This is a genomic window from Salipiger abyssi (assembly GCF_017311415.1).
Lineage (GTDB): Bacteria > Pseudomonadota > Alphaproteobacteria > Rhodobacterales > Rhodobacteraceae > Salipiger > Salipiger abyssi_A.
The window spans coordinates 130,891-152,478 of record NZ_JAEKIS010000009.1; the positions used below are offsets into that span (position 1 = coordinate 130,891).

The following is a 21,588-nucleotide window of genomic DNA, read 5'->3' on the forward strand; positions in this document are numbered from 1 at the left end:
AGCCTCCGATGGTCGCGCTCGGCGCGATCAGAGCGGCCCCGGACGCCGCTCCTCGCTCAGCATGACGTTGGCCTCGACATTGCCGACCCCGGGCAGCGTCATGATGCGCCGCCGCAGCACCCGCTCGAAATCCGGCAGGTCGCGCGCCGCCACCCGCAGCCGGTAATCGAAGGCGCCCAGCACATGCTCGACGATCTGCACCTCGGGGATGGCGCTCACCGCGCGCTCGAAATCCTCCAGGCTGACCCGCCCCTTGGTGGCTAGCTTGATCCCGAGGAACACCGTGACGCCGAAACCAAGCCGCTCGAGATCCAGATCCAGCCGCGCGCCCCGGAACAGCCCCGCCGCGCGCAGCCGCTGGATGCGCCGCCAGCAGGCCGGCTGTGACAGGCCGAAACGCCGCCCCAGCGCCCCGGCGCTGGCCTGCGCATCCTCCGCCAGCGCCCGGATCAGCGCGCGGTCGGTGGCATCCAGGGTCAGCTCGGCGCTCACAGCGGCACCGTCTCGTCGGATTTCACCAGCGCCACATGCATCAGCGCCTCCACATCGGCGATATGCGGCAGGGTGAGCAGCTTTTCGCGATAGAGGCTCTGGTAATGCCCCAGATCGCGAGCAATCACCGCCAGCCGCACGTCGATGGAGCCCAGAAAGGTCTGGATCTCGATCACCTCCGGCACCCCGCGCGCGCCCGCGATGAACTCGTCGAAGGCGCGCGGCGCGGTCTTGTCAAGCGTCACACGCAGGCTGACCTCCACATCGTATCCCAGCGCCGGCCAGTGGATCACCCCCCGCACGCCGCGCAGCACGCCGCCCTCGCGCATCGCCGCCAGCCGCCGCGCCAGCGTCGAGGGCGTCACGCCTGCGCGCTCGGCCAGTTCCACCGAGGGTGCCCCCGGCTCCGCCTGATACTGGCGCAGGATGCGCCGATCCGTGTCGTCCAGCATGATTTCTCCGGTAATCAGATATTTTGCGAATGATCTTTCATCTTTCCGACAAATACTCAAGAAAAACGCAACCACTCTCGCCCCACCGGGCCTAGGCTGCGCGCCATAACAACACCAAGGAAGGACGAGAAAGATGCGCGTCTATTACGATCGCGATTGCGACATCAACCTCATCAAGGACATGAAAGTGGCGATCCTGGGCTACGGCTCGCAGGGTCACGCCCACGCGCTGAACCTGCGCGACAGCGGTGCCAAGAATGTCGTCGTCGCCCTGCGCGAAGGCTCGGCCTCGGCCAAGAAAGCCGAAGGCGAAGGCCTTCAGGTCATGGGCATCGCCGAAGCCGCCGCCTGGTGCGACCTGATCATGTTCACCATGCCCGACGAACTTCAGGCCGAGACCTACAAGAAATACGTGCATGACAACCTGAAGGAAGGCGCCGCGATTGCCTTCGCCCACGGTCTGAACGTGCATTTCGGCCTGATCGAGCCGAAGCCCGGCGTCGACGTCATCATGATGGCGCCCAAGGGGCCCGGCCACACCGTGCGCGGCGAATATGTCAAAGGCGGCGGCGTGCCCTGCCTCGTGGCCGTCGACAATGACGCCACCGGCAAGGCGCTGGAAATCGGCCTCTCCTATTGCTCCGCCATCGGCGGCGGCCGTTCGGGCATCATCGAGACCAATTTCCGCGAGGAATGCGAAACCGACCTCTTCGGCGAGCAGGTCGTGCTCTGCGGCGGTTTGGTCGAGCTCATCCGCATGGGCTTCGAGACCCTGGTGGAAGCCGGCTACGCCCCCGAGATGGCCTATTTCGAGTGCCTGCACGAGGTGAAGCTGATCGTGGACCTGATCTACGAAGGCGGCATCGCCAACATGAACTACTCGATCTCGAACACCGCCGAGTATGGCGAGTACGTGTCCGGCCCGCGCATCCTCCCCTACGAGGAGACCAAAAAGCGCATGAAGGCGGTTCTGTCGGACATCCAGCGCGGCAAGTTCGTGCGCGATTTCATGCAGGAAAACGCCGTGGGCCAGCCGTTCTTCAAGGCGACCCGCCGGATCAACGACGAGCACCAGATCGAGCAGGTCGGCGAAAAGCTGCGCGAGATGATGCCGTGGATCTCGGCCGGCAAGATGGTCGACAAGTCGAAGAACTGATTGGCCGGATTACGATCGGACCAGAGCCCGCGCCGCCATGGCGCGGGCTTTTTCATGTCCGGCGAAACGGCTCAGAGCGCCTCGCCCTGCCCCAGCCGGATGGCGGCATCGACCTGCGGCGCGCCAGTGCACCATTTCTCACCCTTCGCCAGCCAGACCGCATCGCGCACCTCGGCGCGGACGGTGATCCGGTCAGGGGCCTTGTCGATAATCTCCTGCGGCAGGACCGACAGGAAGAGAAACAGCGCTTGCGGGGTCAGGCACATATCTGGAGCATCCTTTCATCATCCGCTCCTCCCGCCGGACAGTGTGCCCCAGCGCGTCAAAGCCGCGCAGAGGTTTTCGCTGCACCGCAGCAAAACCCCGCCCAGCCGCGAAAAAGCGATGAAAACATGGGCACCCGAAGCGGATTTCAGAACAGCAGCCCCCAGAGGATCGGCAGCAGCAGCGCCGTGGCCAGCGCGTTCAGCCCCATGGCAAGCCCGGCGAAGGCGCCTGCCGTCTCGTTCACCTGAAGCGCCCGCGCCGTGCCGATACCGTGGCTTGCGGTGCCGATGGCCAGACCGCGCGCGCTCCAGTCCCGCACACCCGCGATGTTCAGCACCATAGGTCCGATCATCGCCCCCAGAATGCCGGTCACGATCACCAGCACGGCGGTAAGCGAGGGCACGCCGCCCAGCTCTTCGGCGATGGCCATGGCCACCGGCGCGGTGACCGATTTCGGCGCCAGCGAGGCCAGCACCTCGGCGCTGCCGCCGGTCAGCCAGGCCACGCCCAGCGCCGTCAGGATCGCGGTGAGCGAGCCGCAGAGCAGGCTCACGGTGATCGCCAGCGCCGAGCGCCGCACCAGCCGCCACTGGCGGTAAAGCGGCACCGCCAGCGACACCGTCGCCGGCCCCAGCAGGAAATGCACGAATTGCGCGCCCTCGAAATAGGTGGCGTAATCGGTTCCGGTCACCAGCAGCACCGCCACCACGAGGACCACCGCCCCCAGCACCGGGTTCAGCAGCGGGTTGCGCCCCCCCTTCTCAAAGAGCCATGAGGCCGCCTGAAACGCCAGCAGCGTCAGAGTCAGGTGAAACAGCGGCGAGGCGCTGAGATAGACCCAGGTTTCCTGGAGATTGCCGAGATCATCCATCGGCCTTGCCCCGGCTCAGCCAGGCCATGAGCAGCCCGGTCACCGCAATGGTCACCACCGTGCTCACCAGCAGCCCCAGCCCGAGCGGCAGTGCCGCCTCGCCCAGAAGGCGGAAATGCAGCATCACGCCCGTCCCCGCCGGCACGAAAAGCAGCGACATCGCCTTTTGCAGCCCGCCCGCCGCCTGCCCCAGCCCCTCGGGCACCGCGCGGCGCAGCATCAGGATGACAAAGAGCAGCACCATGCCCAGCACCGGGCCGGGCACCGGCAGCGCCAGCGCGCCGGCCACCAGCTCGCCCACGAGCTGACAGAGAAAGATCAGGGTCAGCGATCCAAGCATTTGCACCTCCGCGGGAAACCTCGCCTTAGGTAAGACGCGGGCGGGCGCCGGGATCAAGCCGCTTGATCCCGGATCGGTGCGCGCGCGCCCCCTCTCCTGTGCAGTTCTGCGGGTTGAGGTGTTACAACATAACACCCATTTGGGCGGCATGACCCAATATGACATCACACTCCGGGACGGGCTGCCCACCGAAATGCAGACCCTCCTGCGGGACCTCCCACGCGATGGCTGGGAGGCGCACCCGAATTTCGCCCGCGCCACCCGCAACTGGATGGGTGCACATCTGAAATTCCGCGCGCTCGGCGATGCCCTTCAGGGGGATGCCGAAGCGTTTCTGGACGGAGCACTGCCGCAAGACCGCTATGCCGAGCGCCTGGCCCATGGCGGCCACGCGCTGGTGCAGCATCTGCACGGCCACCACAGCTGGGAAGACCGGCAGTTCTTTCCCGAGCTGGAGGCGGCGGACCCGCGCTTTACCCGGGGGCTCGAGATGCTGGAAACCGACCATGTGGCGCTCGACGGGCTGTTGGACGACCTGACCCGGCAGGGCAACCGCGTGGTGCAGCTTGCGACGCTGGCGCCCGATCAGATGGCCGAAGAGGCCCGCCCCATGCGCGACACGCTGGAGCGTCTGAACGGCTTCCTCGCCCGCCACTTGAATGACGAAGAGGATCTCGTGGTCCCCATCGTCCTGCATCATCGCCTGCGCGGATAGGCGGACAAATGAAAAGGCCGGGGGCGTTCCCGCTCCCGGCCTTTTTGCGTCGCTTGCAACGAGGCGGGCGTTACTCCCAGCAGCTCACCTTGACCGTCATGTCCGAGGCGGTCGCGGTCAGATCCTCCGGCGCCATCGCCCCCTCGCCCTGGGTCTCGCGGCTATCGACACCCGCACGCGTCAGGAAGGCCTGAAGCGCCTCCGCATCGGCGGCAAAGGCCACATCGCCCGGCAGGGTCTGGTCGCTCTCCGGTTTCGGCAGCAGCATGCCCAGCACCGCGCCGCCCGCATCCAGCACCGGCCCGCCGGCATCGCCGGGCTGCGCCGCCAGCGCCAGCCGTTCGATCTCTGCCTCGCCGGCCAGTCCCTTGACGTCTTCCAGCGAGCCGAAGGTCAACGTCGGTGCGCTCAGCACGCCGCCGAACGGGTAGCCGGCCACCGCGATCTCGGATTTCAGCCGCGGCGTGTCGCCCCGGAAGGCCGCCACGGCGCGGGGCGCCAGCGGCGTCTCGGGGCGCAGCACCGCCACACCGAGTGCGGCGTCGCTGGCCGCGACCGTGGCCTCATAGACATCTTCCAGCGTGATCCGCCCGCAGGAGGCCACCGCATCGGCGGCGGTCACCACCGCACCGCCCGCATCGACGAAAAAGCCCGAGACCGTCGCCTTGGGCTGGCGGATCTGAAGCCCCGAGACCAGATCTACCGCCTGGCCCTCGTCACTGACCTCCGCCGGATCGAGCACCGCGCCGGTGGTGCTGAACGAGGTTTGCATAAGCCCAAGCACACGGCTCCGGCGCTCTTCGTCGCCAGCGGGCCAGATCAGCGTCCAGCCCTTGATCTGGCCGTCGCGCAGCGTCGCCTCGGTATGGCTGACGATGTCGTCATTGGCGCCGGTCAGGGTGAAGCCGTCGCGGCGGCGCTCGCGAGGGCCCTCCAGCGGCACGATTTCCAGCGTCTGCATGATCTCGTAAAGCCCGCCCAGCGTCTGCCGATCGCCCGGCTGGCTGATGAGCAGCACCCGCGCGGCAAGCTCGCCGCTGGGCTCATAGACCGCAAAGGGCGCCTCATAGTGATCGAATGCCACCGCACCCATCGGCATCTCGATGGAAATGCCGGCGCGGGTATCGCTGACCGGGGCCATGTCCAGCCCCTCCAGCACCGCGTTATACTGCCCCAGCAGCGCCGCGCGCTGACGCGTGGTCAGCACGCCGGTGGTCTCGTAACCGTTGGAGCTCTGCCATGCGGCCATGGCGGCACGCGTGCCGCGCCCGAAAGCGCCGTCGATGGCAGCGTTGTAGTGGCCGGACCATTGCAGCGCCACCTGAAGCATCTCGCGCTCGCTCCGGCTCAGCGCCGCCTCGCTGGCACGCGCCTCGCGCGGGGTTTCCTCCACGATCACCGGCTCGGCGGGCGCCTCGGTCACCGTGGCGGTCTCGGGCGCGTCGGGCAGCGTCTCCGCCGGCTGCTCGGGCACCGGAACCGCCGACTGCGTGCCCAGCGCCGCGCCGACCGGCCAGAACTGATCGCGATATTCGCTGGTGGCGGAGAGATAGGAATCGCGCGGGATGAGCCCGTTGCTGCGCAGCCGGCGCATCATCGGACCGGCCTCGTCAGGCGCATAAGGGCCGAGCGCGATCCCGTACCAGCCGCCACCCAGCGAGAACCCGTTCACATCCTCCAGCGACATCGCATAGCCTCGCAGCGCGTTCTCCGCTTCGGTCAGGCTGGGCTGCGCCTCGATCTGGATATAGACCAGCTCCTCGCCGGTGCCCTGTGCAGAGGCCCCGCCCGCGATCAGCAGAGCCGTCGCGCTCACCATCAGAAAGGATTTGAACATACCTGTGCTTGCCCCTCAGGCCCAATATTCTTCTTTGTCTGCCGATCTGTTTAGCAGACCGCACCGCGCCGTCACCTCAAAATATGGTCAGGCACGAATTGACCCCTGCGCCCGTGGCGCATAAGCAAGCGGCATCATGCAGACAGGGCAGATGCGATGACCGAGACCAGCACCAAACCGCGGAGTTTCCAGGAGATCATCCTGCGGCTTCAGGCCTATTGGGCGTCCAAGGGCTGTGCCGTCCTGCAACCCTACGACATGGAGGTCGGCGCCGGCACCTTCCACCCGGCCACCACCCTGCGCGCGCTGGGATCGAAACCCTGGGCAGCCGCCTATGTGCAGCCCTCGCGCCGCCCCACCGACGGGCGCTATGGCGAGAACCCCAACCGGCTCCAGCATTATTACCAGTTCCAGGTGCTGATCAAACCCTCGCCACCGGATCTGCAAGAGCTCTATCTCGGCTCGCTGCGCGCCATCGGCATCGACATGGCCATGCACGATGTGCGCTTTGTCGAAGACGATTGGGAAAGCCCGACGCTGGGCGCCTGGGGGCTGGGCTGGGAGGTCTGGTGCGACGGCATGGAAGTGTCGCAGTTCACCTATTTCCAGCAGGTCGGCGGGCATGATTGCGCGCCGGTCTCGGGCGAGCTGACCTATGGGCTCGAACGGCTGGCGATGTATGTGCTGGGCATCGACCATGTCATGGACATGCCGTTCAACGACCCGCAGACGCCGATCGCGCTCAGCTATGGCGACATCTTCCGCCAGACCGAGGAAGAATATTCCCGCTGGAATTTCGACATCGCCGATACCGAGGTGCTGCTGCGCCATTTCGAGGATGCCGAGGCGGAATGCCAGCGCATCCTGGATACCGAGGCCGAGGATCCCAAGACCGGCAAGCGCATCGTCATGGCGCATCCGGCCTATGACCAGTGCATCAAGGCCAGCCACCTGTTCAACCTGCTCGATGCGCGCGGGGTGATCTCGGTCACCGAGCGGCAATCCTATATCGGCCGGGTGCGGGCGCTGGCGAAACGCTGCGCCGATGCCTTTGTGATGACCGAGGCCGGGGGCTACGCCGCCTGAGCGCGGCACCCGGAAACCTGAGGAGACACAGAATGAGCGGCAAGATCCTTGCCATCTTCATCGTCGTGAGCGCCCTGCTCTTCGGCGCCGGCGTCTATTACTTCCAGGTCTTCTACTACTACACCAAGGTCGCCGACGATGCCGGCGAGGTGTTCCTGACGCCGCTGGACGGCGGCGCGCCCGAACACATCCCCTATTCGGAGTTCGAAGGCATCGACGCCACCAGTTCACCGATCCGCTTCCGCGCCTGTTTCTCCACGCCCGAGACGCCGCAATCGCTGGACGCGCGCTATGAACGCTACGAAGGTGCCGAGCCGCGCAACGCGCCCTTCTGGTTCGGCTGCTTCGAGGCCGAGGAAATCGGCCTGCTGATCGAGACCGGCGAGGCGCATGTCTATACCGCCGAGCGCAATGTCGAATACGGCATCGACCGGGTGATCGCGGTCAGCACCGACGGGCGCGGCTATATCTGGGAAGAGATCAACGAATGCGGCGACAAGGCCTATGACGGCACGCCGCTCGGCGAGGACTGCCCTCCGCGCGAGTAACCCCCCGCGCGCGCCGCAACTCCCTTTCATCTTTCTGCAAATACTCCCGAACGACCTCTGTGCCCGCGCCAGGTCTGGACGCCGCGCCGCTTGCCCGTTATCCCCCATGCGAACCCAGCTTTGGTGAGACCATGCCCGACCTTCTGATCGAACTCTTTTCCGAGGAAATCCCCGCCCGCATGCAGACGCGTGCCGCGGAGGATCTGAAAAAGCTCATCACCGACGGTCTGGTGGAACGCGGTCTGACCTATGCCGGCGCCGCCGGTTTCTCGACGCCGCGCCGGCTGACACTGACCGTAGAGGGGCTGCTCGCCGCCTCGCCCGCCACGCGCGAGGAGCGGCGCGGGCCGCGGGTCGATGCGCCGGAAAAGGCCATCGAGGGCTTCCTGCGCGGCGCGGGCGTTTCCCGCGAGCAATGTGAAGCGCGCGAGGACAAGAAGGGCACCTTTCTCTACGCCATCATCGAAAAGCCGGGCCGCCCGGCGGCGGAGATCGTGGCCGAGGTATTGGAAGCCACGATCCGCAACTTCCCCTGGCCGAAATCCATGCGCTGGGGCGCGGGCAGCCTACGCTGGGTGCGGCCGCTGCACCGCATTCTCTGCCTTCTGACCGACGAGGCCGGCGCCGAGATCGTGCCGCTGGATATCGACGGCATCAGGGCGGGCAAGACCACCGAAGGCCATCGCTTCATGGGCGACGGGGCCTTCGACGTGTCGTCCTTCGAGGATTACGAGGCAAGGCTGAAACGCTCCAAGGTCGTCCTCTCGGCTGAGGAACGCGCCGAAACCATCTGGCATGACGCGACAAATCGCGCTTTCGCCAGCGGGCTGGAGGTGGTCGAGGATCGCGGATTGCTGGCCGAGGTCGCGGGGCTCGTGGAATGGCCGGTGGTGCTGATGGGCGAGATCGGCGCGGAATTCCTGTCGCTGCCGCCCGAGGTGCTGCAAACCTCGATGAAAGAGCATCAGAAGTTCTTTTCGGTCAAGAACCCAGCCACGAAGCGCATCGAACGCTTCGTCACGGTTGCAAATGTGGAAACGCCGGATCACGGCGCAACCATCCTCGCGGGCAATAACAAGGTGCTTTCCGCGCGTCTTTCGGATGCCAAGTTCTTCTGGGAGAACGATCTGCGCGTCGCCAAGCAGCAGGGGCTGGAAGCCTGGACCGAGAAGCTCGGCAATGTCACCTTCCACCACAAGCTGGGCTCGCAGCGCGACCGGATCGAGCGCATCGCGGCGCTGGCGCGCGAGATCGCGCCCGCCGTCGGCGCCGACCCGGCGCTGGCCGAACAGGCCGCGCGCGTCGCCAAGGCCGATCTCAGCACGGAAATGGTCTATGAATTCCCCGAACTTCAGGGGCTTATGGGCCGTTATTACGCCGAAGCCGCGGGCCTGCCCGCCGAGGTCGCCAACGCCTGCGAAGAGCATTATTCGCCGCTCGGGCCCTCCGACGAGGTGCCCTCGGAGCCGGTCTCCATCGCCGTGGCGCTGGCCGACAAGCTCGACACGCTCACCGGGTTCTGGGCCATCGACGAGAAACCCACCGGCTCGAAAGACCCCTACGCGCTGCGCCGCGCGGCGCTCGGGGTGATCCGGCTGGTGCTGGCCAACGAGCTGCGCCTGCCGCTCGACCGCTACGCCGACGCGCAGATCCTGCGCCACAAGCGCCACCTGAACGGCGAGGCCAGCGAGGCAGATCTCGCCGCGCTCGACGCGTTGGTCGACGAGATCGCCGATCATGGCGTCTTCGGCTCCGCTTTCCACGCCCTGCTCGACAAGCTGAGCGGCAAGGATCCGGCGGCGGAGGGTTCGCTGTTCCGCACCGTCGCGGGGTTGGTGCCGGATCTGTCAACCGATCTGCTGGCCTTCTTCCACGACCGTCTCAAGGTGCATCTGCGCGAAGAGGGGCTGCGGCACGACGTGATCGACGCCTGTCTCGCGATGCCCGGCGCCGACGATATCCGCCTGCTGGTCGCCCGCGCCGAGGCGCTTTCGGCCTTTCTGGGCACCGATGACGGCGAGAATCTCGTGCAGGGCTTCAAGCGCGCCAATAATATCCTCACCCAGGCCGAAGAGAAGGACGGGGTGGAATACAGCTTTGGCGCCGATGCGAAATTCGCCGAAAGCAATGAAGAGAAAGCACTTTTCGACGCGCTCGACGCCGCCGATGCCAAGATCGTCCCGGCGATGAAGGACGAGGATTTCGCCACCGCCATGGGCGCCATGGCCGGGCTGCGCGGGCCGATCGACGCGTTTTTCGACGCGGTGCAGGTCAATGCCGAAAACCCGGTGGTGCGCCGGAACCGGCTCAACCTGTTGTCGCGTATCCGCACCATCTGCCTTCAGGTCGCCGATCTGACGAAGCTCGAAGGCTGAGGCCGGTTGCGAAAAGACATTTCAGATCAACCGCCTGTCGCCTATTTCTGACACCGGCAGGCGCACCGAACGGCTGTTGGACGCCACGCCCGGCAGGAATTAACCTCTCCTTCGCAAGGAAAGGTGATATTGCCAGACGCCTTTTACGGGTTATGCTGCGCTGCGGAAAGAAAGGGAGTCCCCGTGCGCGACACGCTTCGACAGGACCAGGACCCTTATGTCACCCTGATCACCCCCAAGGCGCCGGTCTCGACGCCGACCCATGGGGGGCGGGCGAAGTGTCTTCAGCGGCTCATCCGGCTTGAGCTGCCGGTGCCGCGCACCGTCGCACTGAGCTTTGAGACTGTGCATAGGATCGCCGCCGGCGAGCTGCCCGATATCGACCGCATCCTTGCGCAGTTTCCGGCGGGTGCCCTGCTCTGCGTGCGCCCCTCCTCGGAGGATCCCGACTGGGGCGGGCCCGGCTCGATCCTCAATATCGGCATGAACGACGCCACCTTCGTGGATCTGTCCGACAGCATCGGGCACGCCGCCGCCGCCTCGCTCTACAAGCGCTTCGTCATGGCCTATGCAATCCATGTGGCGCGGCTCGATCCGGATGTCTTCGAAGAGATCGAGGGCGTCGGCCAGGAGGGACTGAGCGAGGCGCTGCGCTGCTACGAGGAAGAGGCGGAGGAGCCGTTTCCGCAGGATCCGGCGGTGCAACTTGCCGAGGTGCTGCGCTCGATGGCGCGCGCCTGGGAAGGCACCACCGCGCGGCTGCTGCGTCAGGCCAAGGGCGCGCCTGTCGATGCCGGGCTGGGGCTTATCGTACAGGAAATGGCGCTGGGGCTCGGCTCGGGCGAACGCGGCTCAGGTGTGTTGCAGCTGGTCAATTCCGAAACCGGGCTGCCGCAGGTCACCGGGCGCTATCTCAGCCAGAGCCAGGGCCGCGAGGCGCTGGAAGGAGGCCCTGCCGCGCTCTATCTCGAACGCGATCCGCGCGGCGCCTCGCTGGAGGAGCTGGAGCCGGAGGCGTTCCAGGCGCTCAAGGACTACGCCGCCTTCATGCGCGAGAAGCTGCGCGCCGAGATGCAGATCGAATTCACCATCGAGAACGGCCGCGTGCATATTCTCGACGGAATGCGCGTCAAACGCAGTCCGCGCGCGGCCCTGCGCATCGCGGTCCATTTGGCCGAGGACGGCATCATATCGCGGCAGGAAGCGGTGATGCGGGTCGAGCCGCGCGGCCTTTCGGAGCTGCTGCACCGCCAGGTCGATCCCGAGGCGGCGCGCGATGTGATCGGGCGCGGCGTCGCCGCCTCGCCGGGCGCGGCGACCGGCAAAATCGTCTTCTCCTCGTCCGAGGCGCAGGCCAGCGCCGCGCGCGGCGAGAACTGCATCCTGGTGCGGCGCGAGACCTCGCCCGAGGATGTGCGCGGCATGCATGCGGCGGTGGCGGTGCTGACCGAACGCGGCGGCATGACCAGCCACGCGGCGGTCATCGGACGCGGGCTCGGCCTGCCCTGCGTGGTGGGCGCGGCGCGCATGGGGTTCCGCCTGCACGACAAGATCCTGATCACCGAGGACGGGCGCCGCCTGCGCGAAGGCGAAATGATCACGGTAGACGGCTCGTCGGGCCAGGTGCTCGCCGGAGCACCCGCGATGATTGAGGCCGCGCTGGACGATGCCTTTCACGTCTTCATGTCCTGGGCCGATGCCGAGCGCGATATCGGCATTCGCGCCAATGCCGACACCCCCGCCGACGCCACCACCGCGCGCAATTTCGCCGCGCAGGGCATCGGGCTCTGCCGCACCGAGCACATGTTCTTCGAGGCCGACCGCATCACACCGATGCGCGAGATGATCTTTGCCGACAGCCCCGAAGACCGGAAAGCCGCGCTGGCGCGGCTGCTGCCTATGCAGCGCGCCGATTTCATCGAGCTCTTCCGCATCATGGAGGGGATGCCGGTCTGCATCCGCCTCTTCGACCCGCCCCTGCACGAGTTCCTACCCTCCGACCGCGCCGGACTGCGCGATCTCGCCGAGGCGCTGGACCTACCGGTCTCCGACGTGACCCGGCGGGTGGAGAGCATGGGGGAATACAACCCGATGCTGGGCATGCGCGGCGTGCGCCTGGGTATCGCCGTGCCCGAGATCTACGACATGCAGGCCCGCGCCATCTTCGAGGCAACGCTGGAAGCCTCGCAGGAGGGCGCGCCGGTTGTGCCCGAGATCATGCTGCCGCTGGTCTCGGCGATGCGCGAGGTGGAGCTGGTGCGCACGAGGATCGACGCTGTGGCCGCCGCTGTGCGCAACGAGCGCGGGCGCGAATTCGACTATTCGCTGGGTGTCATGGTCGAGACCCCGCGCGCCTGCCTGCGCGCCGACGAGATCGCCCAGCACGCGCATTTCCTCAGCTTCGGCACCAACGACCTGACCCAGATGACCTACGGGCTCTCGCGCGACGATGCCGGGCGGTTCATGTCGCACTACGTGCAGCAGGGCGTCTTTGCCGAGGATCCGTTCCACCGGCTCGATCCCGAGGGCGTGGGCGAGCTGATCCGCATGGGGGTGGAGCGCGGGCGGCGCGGCAATGGCGGCGTGATGCTGTCGATCTGCGGCGAGCATGGCGGCGATCCCGATTCGATTGCCTTCTGCCGCAGCGCCGGAATCGACTATGTGAGCTGCTCGCCCTTCCGGGTGCCGGTGGCACGGCTGGCCGCCGCGCAGCTCGCGATTCGGGACAAGATCGGGTAGGTCCAGCCCTGCGCGCCCGCAAGATACGCCTGGTTGACGATATGTTTGGGCCGGAATCCGCCGGTAAATTTGCCCTGCGCTGGACCGAAAGACACAATTTTATTAAGACGCCCGGGTTTTGAGCGGTTTTGGGACGACCGCCACCTGGGACGTTAGAGGGATAGATGATCAAAGCGTTTGTATTTGCGCTGGCCGCGCTCGCCGTGGCCGTGCCGGCTTTTGCTGAAGTGAAACAGGACAATATCCGCCGTCTGGTGAAACTGGAAAAGCGCGGCCTGCAATCCACCACGAAAACCCATCTCGACGGGCTGATCACCCCGGTTTCGACCGGAGCGGCACGCGGCTTTGCCTATGATGCCGGCTGGCTCGCACGCCAGCCCTCCGCGAATGGCGGCACGCAATGGCAGTGCCTGGCAGAGGCACTCTATTTCGAGGCGCGCGGCGAAACCGTCCGGGGCCAGTTCGCGGTGGCCGAGGTGATCCTGAACCGGGTCGACAGCCCGCGTTTTCCTAATTCGGTCTGCGGTGTGATCAATCAGGGAACCGGCCGCAAATACGCCTGCCAGTTCACCTATACCTGCGACGGCCATCCCGAGCATATCAACGAGCCCGCCGCCTGGGAACGGGTCGCCAAGATCGCCAAGGTGATGCTCTCGGGCGCACCGCGTGCGCTGACCGACGGCGCCACCTATTACCATACCCATGCGGTGCGCCCCTCCTGGTCGCGCAAGTTCACCCGCACCGCCGCGATCGGCGATCACCTGTTCTACCGCGCGGGCTATCGCCTCAGCAGCAACTGACGCCGCGCCCGCGCCCGGAGATGCCGTTTCCGGCCCTCGCGCCCCGGCGTCACCTGCGATAAGGTCGCGCAAGCGCGGCGCGGCCGCGGGCGCAAGAGTTTTCGAAAACTCTTGCAAATCTCTTCGAAGAGATTTGTCCCGCCCCAGCCGACCGCCGCCCGAACAACCGCAGATCCCAGCCGGAAGACCCCGCCATGGCCAGTGAAATCCGTCTCGCATTCGCCCATCCGTCGGAGCGGGCCATCTCGACCGAGGGCGAGGCCCCGCGCGACCGCATCTCCCTGCGCGAGCATGTGCGCGAGGTCGAAATCGGCGCCTTCCAGGCCGAGCGCGGCCACACCCAGCGCGTGCGCTTCGACGTGGTGGTCGAGGTCGCGCCTTCGACCGGCCCCGCGCCCGACGACGATGTCGACCGCATCCTCAGCTACGACCGGGTGACCGAGGCCATCGCCACCGAGCTCGCCGCCGAACGCGTCAACCTGCTGGAGACGCTCGCCGAACGCATCGCCGAGCGCATCCTGCTGGAACCACAGGCCATGCGCACCTTCGTACGGATCGAAAAGCTCGACCGCGGCCCCGGTGCGCTCGGGGTCGAGATCGTGCGCACCCGGCGCGATTTCGGCGAGCATCTGCACGAGGTCGCCCAGACCCGGCCGCATCCGCGCGTGGCCTACCTGTCGAACGCCGCCCTCGCCTCCGACGCACTGGCCGGCTGGATCGACGGTTTCGCCGCCGAAGGCGCCCCGCTCATCCTCTGCGTCGGCCTTCCCGATGTGCCCCGCCCGCAGGCGGCGCATCCGCTGGCGCAGCGCCGCATCGACCTGCTGGCCATCGAACAGAATGGCTGGGTGCTGGCCGCCCGCGATCCGCGCTGCAAGGTCGTGGCCACCCGGACCGAGCTCGACTGGGCGATGAAGAACGGCCAGATCTGCATCTGGGCGCCCTCCAAGATCGTGCTCGACGCGGCTCAGGGTCCGGCCAGCCAGCCGCGCAATTCGGTGGCGCTGGCGGGCTGGTTCGCCGGGCTCGTCGAGGCCTGCGAACTGGTCGCCATCGGCGAAACCCCGCCCGCCGACTCACCCGTCCCCACCCGGGCTGTAACAGTCGGAAACAGCTGAGCGCCGCGCCGCTGGACAAAGCCCGCGCACTGTCGCAAGACACGAGCCATGCGTGACTATTACCGCCCCCTCGTCCGCTCGGACAATCCCCGCCCGGACGACGCCCTGCCGCTCGCCGGCGGCCCCCGCTGGTTCTCTCATGTCATCCGCCACCGGCGCGACGGCAGCCTCGCGCGGCTCGCCGCCGCTGAGCTGCCTGAGGAAGTGCGCGCCCGGCTGAGCGCCCCGCGCCCGTCGCTTCTGGGTCTGCCGATGGACCGCCCGCAGATCATGGGCATCCTCAATGTAACGCCCGACAGTTTCTCCGACGGCGGCTCCGACCGCTCCGCCGCCGAGGCCGCGCTGCGCGGACGCCGGATGATGAGCGAGGGCGCCGACCTGCTCGATATCGGTGGCGAAAGCACCCGCCCCGGCGCGCAGGAGGTCGCCGTGGGCGAGGAGATCGGGCGCACCGAGCCGGTGATCCGCGCCCTGGCCGGCGTGCCGATCTCCATCGACACGCGCAAGACCCGGGTGGCCCGCGCCGGTATTCGCGCGGGCGCGGCGCTGGTCAACGATGTCTCGGGGCTGACCTTCGACCCGGAGCTGGCGGCGTTCTGCGCCGACCATGGCATCCCTGTCTGCATCATGCATTCGCTGGGCGGCCCGGAGACCATGCAGGACGATCCGCGCTATGACGACGTGCTGCTGGATGTCTACGATTTCCTGGAGGCGCAGATCGCCATGATCGAGGCGCTGGGGCTCAGTCGCGACAAGATCGTGGTCGATCCGGGCATCGGCTTCGGCAAGACGCAGGCCCATAATCTGGCGCTGCTGAACGGGCTGGCGCTGTTCCACGGGCTGGGCTGTCCGATCCTGCTCGGCGCCTCGCGCAAGGGCTTTATCGGGCGGCTCGGAGAGGCCCCCGATCCGAAAGACCGCGCGCCCGGCTCGATTGCCGTGGCGCTGGCGGGAATATCCCAGGGCGCGCAGATCGTCCGGGTTCACGATGTGGCCGCGACGCGCCAGGCGCTGGCGCTGTGGCAGGCGGTCGAGCAGGGAGGCAGCGATGACACGTAAACTCTTTGGCACCGACGGGGTGCGCGGCACCGCAAACGCGTTTCCGATGACCGCCGAGATGGCGCTGATGATCGGCGGCGCCGCCGGGCGCTATTTCCGCCGCGAACAGGGCGGCGTGCACCGGGTGGTGATCGGCAAGGACACGCGGCTCTCGGGCTATATGTTCGAGAATGCGCTGACGGCAGGGCTCACCTCCACCGGGATGAACGTGCTGCTGCTCGGGCCGGTGCCGACCCCTGCGGTGGGGCTGTTGACGCCCTCGATGCGCGCCGATCTGGGCATCATGATCTCGGCCAGCCACAACCCGGCGCATGACAACGGTATCAAGTTCTTCGGCCCCGACGGGTTCAAGCTGTCGGACGATGCCGAGGCCGAGATCGAGGCACTGGTCGAGGCCGGCGTGCGGCCCGCGCAATCGGGCAATATCGGCCGCGCCAAGCGTATCGACGACGGACGGTTCCGCTATCAGGAGCGGGTGAAATCCACCCTGCCCCACGGCATGCGGCTCGACGGGATGAAAGTGGTGGTGGATTGCGCCAACGGCGCCGCCTACCGTACCGCGCCGGAGGTGCTCTGGGAGCTGGGCGCCGATGTCGTTCCCGTGGGCACCTCGCCCAACGGCCTGAACATCAACGAGAATTGCGGCTCGACCAAGCCGCAGGCGGCGGCAGAGGCGGTGGTGGCCCATGGCGCAGATATCGGCATCTGTCTCGATGGCGATGCCGACCGGATCATCCTGATCGACGAGACCGGCACGGTGGCGGATGGCGACCAGATCATGGCGCTGATGGCCGCCCGCTGGGCCGCGGAAGACCGGCTCGCCGGCGGCACGCTGGTGGCGACGGTGATGTCGAATCTCGGGCTCGAACGCTTCCTTCAGGGCCGCGGCCTGTCGCTGGCGCGCACCAAGGTGGGCGACCGCTATGTGGTGGAGGCGATGCGCGCACAGGGCTGGAACCTGGGCGGCGAGCAGTCGGGCCATATCGTAATGACCGACTATGCCACCACCGGCGACGGGCTCATGGCCGGGCTGCAATTCCTCGCCGAGATGGTGCGCACCGGCCAGCCCGCCTCGGCGCTGGCGCGCAGCTTCGACCCGGTGCCGCAGCTCTTGAAGAACGTGCGCTTCGCCGCCGGGCAGGCACCGCTGGAAACGGCAGCGGTAAAGGGCGCCATCGCCGAGGCCGAGGCCGCGCTGAACGGCAGCGGGCGGCTGCTGATCCGCAAATCCGGCACCGAGCCGCTGATCCGCGTGATGGCGGAATGCGAGGACGAGGCGCTGCTGGCCCGGGTGGTCGACAGTATCGTCGCCGAGGTACAGGCGGCGGTCTGAGCGCGCAAAGACCGGCCCGCCATTCTCGGGAACGTTTCGGTTGCCGTACCCTCCCTGCAAGGCGACATGGTGCCCGGTCGCTCGCCGTCGCGACGCGGCGGCGCTTATTTCCTCGCCTTTTCGGATGTTTGTTGACATGCCGCAATGCAGAAACTTCACGTTCATGGCCTAGTGCGGAAGCTGGAGGAGACACTGCAACGCTCGAATCAGCAGGAGACGCGCCATGTTTTCACTCAAAGGCCAGAAGGCGCTTGTTGTCGGCATCGCCAATGAGCATTCCATCGCCTGGGGCTGTGCCCGCGCGATGCGTGCGCAGGGCGCCGAGATCGCGGTCACCTATCTCAATGACAAGGCCGAGCGCTTCGTGCGCCCGCTCGCCGAGGAACTCGAGGCCGAGATCGTGCTGCCGCTCGACGTGAGCGAACCCGGCCAGCTCGAAGCGGTGTTCGATGAGATCGGCGCGCGCTGGGGCAAGCTCGACACGCTGCTGCACTCCATCGCTTTCGCGCCGATGGACGACCTGCACGGGCGCGTCGTCGACAGCTCTGCCGATGGGTTCAAGCTGGCGATGGATGTCTCGGTGCATTCCTTTTTGCGGATGATCCGGCTGGCCGAGCCGCTGATGGCCGATGGCGGCACCTGCCTGACGGTCTCGTTCTCGGGCTCCACCCGGGTGGTGAAGAATTACAACATCATGGGGCCGGTCAAGGCAGCGCTGGAAAGCGCCGTGCGCTATGCCGCCGCCGAGCTTGGGGAAAAGGGCATCTCGGTGCATGCGCTCTCGCCCGGGCCGCTCAAGACCCGCGCCGCGTCGGGTATCGGCCATTTCGACGAGCTGCTGATGAGCGCTGCCGAGCGCGCGCCGATGCATCTGCTCGCCGGCATCGAGGATGTGGGCGCCATGGCCGCCTTTCTCGCCTCGCGCGAGGCCAGCCATCTGACCGGCGGCGTACACGAGATCGACGGCGGCTATTCGATCACCGCCTGAACGGCGCACGACATCGGGCCGGTCTCCGCTGGCTCTGTCTTTTCCTTGCAAGTACCGAGCCTGACCATGACCACCACCCCCGTCGCCCTCACCCTCAACGCCGGCAGCTCCTCGCTGAAATTCGGCCTCTTCGACATCTCCGGCGCGCCCACGGAAATGGCGGTGGGGCTGATCGACTCCATCGGCAAGGCACCGCGTCTCAAGGCCGGCTTCGGCCCGGGCCGGTCGCCGGTCAGCCGCGACCTGACACCCGCCGAAGCCGCCAATCACAAATCGGCGCTGGCCACCGCGCTGGCTGTGCTGCGCGAGGCGTTCCCGAGGGCCAAGGCCAGCGCCGTGGGTCACCGCGTGGTACATGGCGGGCCGAGCTACGACCGGCCCATGGTGCTGACCCCGGAAGTCATGGAAGAGCTGCGCCGGCTCTCGCCCTTTGCGCCGATCCACCAACCGCACAACCTTGCCGGCATCGACGCGGCGGTGGAGGCCTTTCCCGACGCGCTTCAGGTCGCCTGTTTCGACACCGCCTTTCACCGCACCCACCCCAAGGTGAACGACGTCTTCGCCCTGCCCCGCGAATATTACGACAAGGGCGTGCGGCGCTACGGCTTTCACGGGCTGAGCTACGATTACATCTCGGGCGAGCTGAAACGCATCGCTCCACTGATCCACGAGGGGCGGGTGATCGTCGCGCATCTGGGCAACGGCGCCTCTATGTGCGGCATGATCGGCGGGCGCTCGGTCGCCTCGACCATGGGGTTCACCGCGCTCGACGGGCTGCCCATGGGCACACGCACCGGTCAGATCGACCCGGGCGTGATCTTTTACATGGTGCAGCAGGAGGGCATGAGCATCGACGAGGTGCGCCAGCTCTTCTATTCGAAATCCGGCCTGCTGGGCCTCTCGGGGCTGTCGAACGACATGCGCGCGCTGGAGGCCGCCGGCACCGTGGAGGCGAACGAGGCCATCGACTATTTCGTCTTCCGCATCCGCCGCGAGCTTGGCGGGCTGGCGGCCGCGCTCGGCGGGCTCGACGCGCTGGTCTTCTGCGGCGGCATCGGCGAGAATTCGCGCCTGATCCGCGAACGGGTCTGCGAGGGCATGGGCTGGATCGGGCTGGAGCTCGACCGCGAGCGCAACGGGCGCAACGACACGGTGATCTCCACCGATATGAGCCGCGCGCGGGTCATGGTCGTGCCGACCAACGAGGAGCTGGTGATCGCGCGGGCCGCCAAGGATTTCCTCGACGCCAGGGGATGAAAACACAGGCCCACGCTAACATTCAATTTCCCCAACGTAAGGAATGCATGACTCGGCGGGATCGCGCGCGCCATGCTACCCCTTCGTCACCGGGTCCGTGAGACGCTCGGCACCGCTTCCAGGATAGATCGGCGGCGGGTCAAAACCGATTGAACCGCATATATCGAGAACCAATTTTTCACCCGTTGCCGGGGGGCGGAACCGTGAGCCGCTCCCCGGGTATTCCTTTGGGGTGACGGCACGGCACCACGCTGCTAGACTTCGGAAACGAAACGCGAAAGTGCTGTCTTATGGCGATTTACGAATACAAGGTCGTCCCGGCTCCGGCCAGGGGCGAGAAGACCCGGGGGGTCAAGGGGGCCGAGGGGCGCTTTGCCTTTGCCATCGAGCGGCTGATGAACGAAATGGCCGCCCAGGGCTGGGAGTATCAGCGCGCCGAAACCCTGCCCAGCGAAGAGCGCAGCGGCCTTACATCGAGCCAGACGGTTTGGCGGAATCTGCTGGTGTTTCGCCGCGTTCAGGCTGAAAGCGCAACGAGCGGCGAGGACGCGCCGGAGCTTGCGGACCGTCGCATTGCCGCCGCGCCCGATCTGGCCGAGCCGGAAGACGCGGCCGCGGCCGTCGCAGACGCCTCCGCGCCCGTCAACGAAACGCCGCCCTTTGCCCCCGAGCAGCCCGAGGAAGAGGCTCCGCAACGCGACAGCCTCTTGCGCTACGAGAGCGACAATGGCGTCGAGGGCACCGCTCTGCTCGACGGGCCCAGCAGCGTGCTGACCGACCGTGCCGCCCGGCTGCGGCAAAGCTCCGCCGCCGAGTAGCGCCCCGACCGGCGGCGTTCAGCCGTCGAGATCGAGCGACAGCGCGTGAATCGCGGCGGTCAGCTCCGCCCCCAACGCCGCGTGTACCGCGCGGTGCCGCGCCACGCGGCTCATGCCCGCCAGTGCCGGCGCCCGCATACGCACATGAAAATGGCTCTCGCCGCTGCCATCGTCGCCCGCATGGCCCGCATGCCGGCCGCTGTCGTTTCGCACATCCAGCTCTGCCGGCGCGAACGCCTCGCGCAGCCGTGTTTCGATTTCCGCCGAGCGTGACAAATTTCCGCCTCCTGCCCTCTTCAAACTGACTGAGGATTGTCTAAACTCCCTCGTCCGAGTCGAAAAGGTGAGACCATGAGCAGAAGTGACCCCTTCGGTTTCGATATGTCGGTGAAGTCTTCGAAGAAGAAGAACCCGCGCGGACGACGTGGCATGTCCGGCGAACAGGAGACGTCCACCCGTATCTGCGATCACGAAGGTTGCGAAGAGCCGGGCAAGTTCCGCGCCCCCAAGGCGCCGGACGTGCTGGATGAATATTACTGGTTCTGCAAGGACCACGTGCGCGAGTATAACGCGCAATGGAGTTTCTTCGACGGCAAGACCGAAGCCGAGATGAATGCGCAGAACAGCGCCGACAAGGTGTGGGAGCGCAAGACCAAGGATTACCGCGACCCCGAGGCCCGCGCCTGGGCGCGGCTGGGCATCGAGGATCCGCATCAGGTGCTGGGCGATAACGCCACCCGCAACCCCGGGCGCGGCGCACAGAACAGCGGGCGGCGCCTGCCGCCGACCGAAAAGCGCGCGCTGGAGATCCTTGAGGTGGAGCGCGCCGAGACCAAGGCCGAGGTGCGCAAGGCCTACAAAAAGCTCATCAAGGTGCTGCACCCGGACATGAACGGTGGCGACCGGTCGCAGGAAGAGCAGCTGCAAGAGGTGGTCTGGGCCTGGGATCAGATCAAGGACAGCCGCAACTTCAAATGATGCCGTTGCGCAGGCGTCTCGCTGTTGGGCGCTCGCGGTCTCTGCTTCCAATAAAGCTTTTTGATTCGACACAGGGCGCGCCTTTTAAATGGGGGCGCGCCCAAATCAATGGCAATTCACGGGACGATATCCTGAAATTATCTCCCAATAGATGACAATTCGCCGTTATTGTTTACGATAAGTCGTGTATTTTTTCGTTACACGCGTTTCCAATAATAGACACACCCGCAAAGGTTGTGCTAAGTTGCAGGTATGGCGGTATTCTTACGCCAGAACGTATCCGGACTCCCTGCTCCGGGCACTCACGGACCGAACGGGGCCTGTGCGCCGATCCCCTGGGCGCACAGGCCTCACCGTTT

General features: G+C 66.6%; 21 protein-coding genes. 14 read left to right on the forward strand and 7 right to left on the reverse strand.

From position 1 onward, the window contains the following. Positions 1-27 precede the first annotated feature (27 nt). Both I6N89_RS14170 and I6N89_RS14175 read right to left on the reverse strand, forming a co-directional pair. Complete coding sequence (locus I6N89_RS14170; RefSeq protein ID WP_207019088.1) at positions 28-492, reverse strand: Lrp/AsnC family transcriptional regulator; 465 nt, start codon at positions 490-492, stop codon at positions 28-30. Further along, a complete protein-coding gene (locus I6N89_RS14175; protein WP_076696274.1) occupies positions 489-944 on the reverse strand; it encodes an Lrp/AsnC family transcriptional regulator in 456 nt (151 codons plus the stop codon). The genes I6N89_RS14170 and I6N89_RS14175 overlap by 4 nt, the downstream gene beginning before the upstream one ends. 133 nt (positions 945-1,077) lie before the next feature. Between I6N89_RS14175 and ilvC the strand changes: the two genes are divergently transcribed. Further along, the gene (gene ilvC / locus I6N89_RS14180) at positions 1,078-2,100 is read left to right on the forward strand and encodes a ketol-acid reductoisomerase (RefSeq protein ID WP_207019089.1); all 1,023 of its coding nucleotides are present in this window, start codon (positions 1,078-1,080) and stop codon (positions 2,098-2,100) included. Positions 2,101-2,171: 71 nt separating this feature from the next. On the opposite strand, the gene I6N89_RS14185 is transcribed toward ilvC, so the two are convergent. The 3 genes from I6N89_RS14185 to I6N89_RS14195 form a co-directional block, all read right to left on the reverse strand. Continuing rightward, a complete protein-coding gene (locus I6N89_RS14185; protein WP_207019090.1) occupies positions 2,172-2,366 on the reverse strand; it encodes a hypothetical protein in 195 nt (64 codons plus the stop codon). Positions 2,367-2,512: 146 nt separating this feature from the next. Continuing rightward, on the reverse strand, positions 2,513-3,238 hold the full coding sequence (locus I6N89_RS14190; protein ID WP_207019091.1) for an LrgB family protein: 726 nt from the start codon (positions 3,236-3,238) through the stop codon (positions 2,513-2,515). Beyond that, positions 3,231-3,578, reverse strand: a complete 348-nt coding sequence (locus tag I6N89_RS14195; protein ID WP_207019092.1) for a CidA/LrgA family protein — start codon at positions 3,576-3,578, stop codon at positions 3,231-3,233. Before I6N89_RS14195 ends, I6N89_RS14190 begins: the two co-directional genes overlap by 8 nt. Positions 3,579-3,726: 148 nt before the next feature. Here I6N89_RS14195 and I6N89_RS14200 point away from each other — a divergent pair, with 148 nt between their 5' ends. Beyond that, on the forward strand, positions 3,727-4,293 hold the full coding sequence (locus I6N89_RS14200) for a hemerythrin domain-containing protein (protein ID WP_207019093.1): 567 nt from the start codon (positions 3,727-3,729) through the stop codon (positions 4,291-4,293). Positions 4,294-4,363: 70 nt separating this feature from the next. Here I6N89_RS14200 and I6N89_RS14205 read toward each other — a convergent pair whose 3' ends face one another. Further along, positions 4,364-6,130 (reverse strand): serine protease, encoded by a 1,767-nt coding sequence (locus tag I6N89_RS14205; protein ID WP_207019094.1) that lies wholly within the window; start codon positions 6,128-6,130, stop codon positions 4,364-4,366. A 156-nt stretch (positions 6,131-6,286) separates the two neighbouring features. On the opposite strand from I6N89_RS14205, the gene I6N89_RS14210 reads away from it, so the two are divergent. The 11 genes from I6N89_RS14210 to I6N89_RS14260 all read left to right on the forward strand — a co-directional run bounded on the left by I6N89_RS14210 (position 6,287) and on the right by I6N89_RS14260 (position 20,251). Next, a complete protein-coding gene (locus I6N89_RS14210; protein ID WP_207019095.1) occupies positions 6,287-7,216 on the forward strand; it encodes a glycine--tRNA ligase subunit alpha in 930 nt (309 codons plus the stop codon). Between the two features lie 32 nt (positions 7,217-7,248). Further along, positions 7,249-7,764, forward strand: a complete 516-nt coding sequence (locus I6N89_RS14215; protein WP_207019096.1) for a DUF6446 family protein — start codon at positions 7,249-7,251, stop codon at positions 7,762-7,764. A 131-nt stretch (positions 7,765-7,895) separates the two neighbouring features. Then, on the forward strand, positions 7,896-10,139 hold the full coding sequence (gene glyS, locus I6N89_RS14220) for a glycine--tRNA ligase subunit beta (protein WP_207019097.1): 2,244 nt from the start codon (positions 7,896-7,898) through the stop codon (positions 10,137-10,139). Between the two features lie 183 nt (positions 10,140-10,322). Beyond that, entirely contained in the window at positions 10,323-12,878 is a 2,556-nt protein-coding gene (locus tag I6N89_RS14225; protein ID WP_207019098.1) for a putative PEP-binding protein, read from the forward strand. Positions 12,879-13,042: 164 nt separating this feature from the next. Next, positions 13,043-13,678 carry a cell wall hydrolase gene (locus I6N89_RS14230; RefSeq protein WP_207019099.1) on the forward strand — a complete coding sequence of 212 codons (636 nt, stop codon included), beginning with the start codon at positions 13,043-13,045 and terminating at the stop codon, positions 13,676-13,678. Positions 13,679-13,872: 194 nt separating this feature from the next. Then, positions 13,873-14,796 (forward strand): dihydroneopterin aldolase, encoded by a 924-nt coding sequence (locus I6N89_RS14235; protein ID WP_207019100.1) that lies wholly within the window; start codon positions 13,873-13,875, stop codon positions 14,794-14,796. A 48-nt stretch (positions 14,797-14,844) separates the two neighbouring features. After that, on the forward strand, positions 14,845-15,855 hold the full coding sequence (folP, locus tag I6N89_RS14240; RefSeq protein WP_207019101.1) for a dihydropteroate synthase: 1,011 nt from the start codon (positions 14,845-14,847) through the stop codon (positions 15,853-15,855). Continuing rightward, on the forward strand, positions 15,845-17,188 hold the full coding sequence (gene glmM, locus I6N89_RS14245) for a phosphoglucosamine mutase (RefSeq protein WP_207019102.1): 1,344 nt from the start codon (positions 15,845-15,847) through the stop codon (positions 17,186-17,188). The genes folP and glmM overlap by 11 nt, the downstream gene beginning before the upstream one ends. Before the next feature lie 223 nt (positions 17,189-17,411). Next, positions 17,412-18,176, forward strand: a complete 765-nt coding sequence (fabI, locus tag I6N89_RS14250) for an enoyl-ACP reductase FabI (protein WP_207019103.1) — start codon at positions 17,412-17,414, stop codon at positions 18,174-18,176. Between the two features lie 66 nt (positions 18,177-18,242). After that, the gene (locus tag I6N89_RS14255; protein WP_207019104.1) at positions 18,243-19,433 is read left to right on the forward strand and encodes an acetate/propionate family kinase; all 1,191 of its coding nucleotides are present in this window, start codon (positions 18,243-18,245) and stop codon (positions 19,431-19,433) included. Between the two features lie 290 nt (positions 19,434-19,723). Then, positions 19,724-20,251: a DUF4177 domain-containing protein gene (locus tag I6N89_RS14260; protein ID WP_207019105.1), complete on the forward strand. Its 528-nt coding sequence runs from the start codon at positions 19,724-19,726 to the stop codon at positions 20,249-20,251. A gap of 18 nt (positions 20,252-20,269) precedes the next feature. Here I6N89_RS14260 and I6N89_RS14265 read toward each other — a convergent pair whose 3' ends face one another. After that, the gene (locus tag I6N89_RS14265; RefSeq protein WP_207019106.1) at positions 20,270-20,527 is read right to left on the reverse strand and encodes a BolA family protein; all 258 of its coding nucleotides are present in this window, start codon (positions 20,525-20,527) and stop codon (positions 20,270-20,272) included. Between the two features lie 75 nt (positions 20,528-20,602). Between I6N89_RS14265 and I6N89_RS14270 the strand changes: the two genes are divergently transcribed. Continuing rightward, a complete protein-coding gene (locus I6N89_RS14270; protein WP_076702853.1) occupies positions 20,603-21,229 on the forward strand; it encodes a DnaJ domain-containing protein in 627 nt (208 codons plus the stop codon). Positions 21,230-21,588: the final 359 nt, after the last annotated feature.

Bases quoted from the DNA above. Each gene is read 5' to 3' on its own strand.
- I6N89_RS14175 (WP_076696274.1), bottom strand. From the start codon at position 944: ATGCTGGACGACACGGATCGGCGCATCCTGCGCCAGTATCAGGCGGAG.
- I6N89_RS14270 (WP_076702853.1), top strand. From the start codon at position 20,603: ATGAGCAGAAGTGACCCCTTCGGTTTCGATATGTCGGTGAAGTCTTCG.
- folP (WP_207019101.1), top strand. From the start codon at position 14,845: ATGCGTGACTATTACCGCCCCCTCGTCCGCTCGGACAATCCCCGCCCG.
- I6N89_RS14210 (WP_207019095.1), top strand. From the start codon at position 6,287: ATGACCGAGACCAGCACCAAACCGCGGAGTTTCCAGGAGATCATCCTG.
- I6N89_RS14260 (WP_207019105.1), top strand. From the start codon at position 19,724: ATGGCGATTTACGAATACAAGGTCGTCCCGGCTCCGGCCAGGGGCGAG.
- I6N89_RS14185 (WP_207019090.1), bottom strand. From the start codon at position 2,366: ATGTGCCTGACCCCGCAAGCGCTGTTTCTCTTCCTGTCGGTCCTGCCG.
- I6N89_RS14205 (WP_207019094.1), bottom strand. From the start codon at position 6,130: ATGTTCAAATCCTTTCTGATGGTGAGCGCGACGGCTCTGCTGATCGCG.
- glyS (WP_207019097.1), top strand. From the start codon at position 7,896: ATGCCCGACCTTCTGATCGAACTCTTTTCCGAGGAAATCCCCGCCCGC.
- ilvC (WP_207019089.1), top strand. From the start codon at position 1,078: ATGCGCGTCTATTACGATCGCGATTGCGACATCAACCTCATCAAGGAC.
- I6N89_RS14215 (WP_207019096.1), top strand. From the start codon at position 7,249: ATGAGCGGCAAGATCCTTGCCATCTTCATCGTCGTGAGCGCCCTGCTC.
- I6N89_RS14195 (WP_207019092.1), bottom strand. From the start codon at position 3,578: ATGCTTGGATCGCTGACCCTGATCTTTCTCTGTCAGCTCGTGGGCGAG.
- I6N89_RS14230 (WP_207019099.1), top strand. From the start codon at position 13,043: ATGATCAAAGCGTTTGTATTTGCGCTGGCCGCGCTCGCCGTGGCCGTG.
- I6N89_RS14190 (WP_207019091.1), bottom strand. From the start codon at position 3,238: ATGGATGATCTCGGCAATCTCCAGGAAACCTGGGTCTATCTCAGCGCC.
- glmM (WP_207019102.1), top strand. From the start codon at position 15,845: ATGACACGTAAACTCTTTGGCACCGACGGGGTGCGCGGCACCGCAAAC.
- I6N89_RS14255 (WP_207019104.1), top strand. From the start codon at position 18,243: ATGACCACCACCCCCGTCGCCCTCACCCTCAACGCCGGCAGCTCCTCG.
- I6N89_RS14200 (WP_207019093.1), top strand. From the start codon at position 3,727: ATGACCCAATATGACATCACACTCCGGGACGGGCTGCCCACCGAAATG.
- fabI (WP_207019103.1), top strand. From the start codon at position 17,412: ATGTTTTCACTCAAAGGCCAGAAGGCGCTTGTTGTCGGCATCGCCAAT.
- I6N89_RS14235 (WP_207019100.1), top strand. From the start codon at position 13,873: ATGGCCAGTGAAATCCGTCTCGCATTCGCCCATCCGTCGGAGCGGGCC.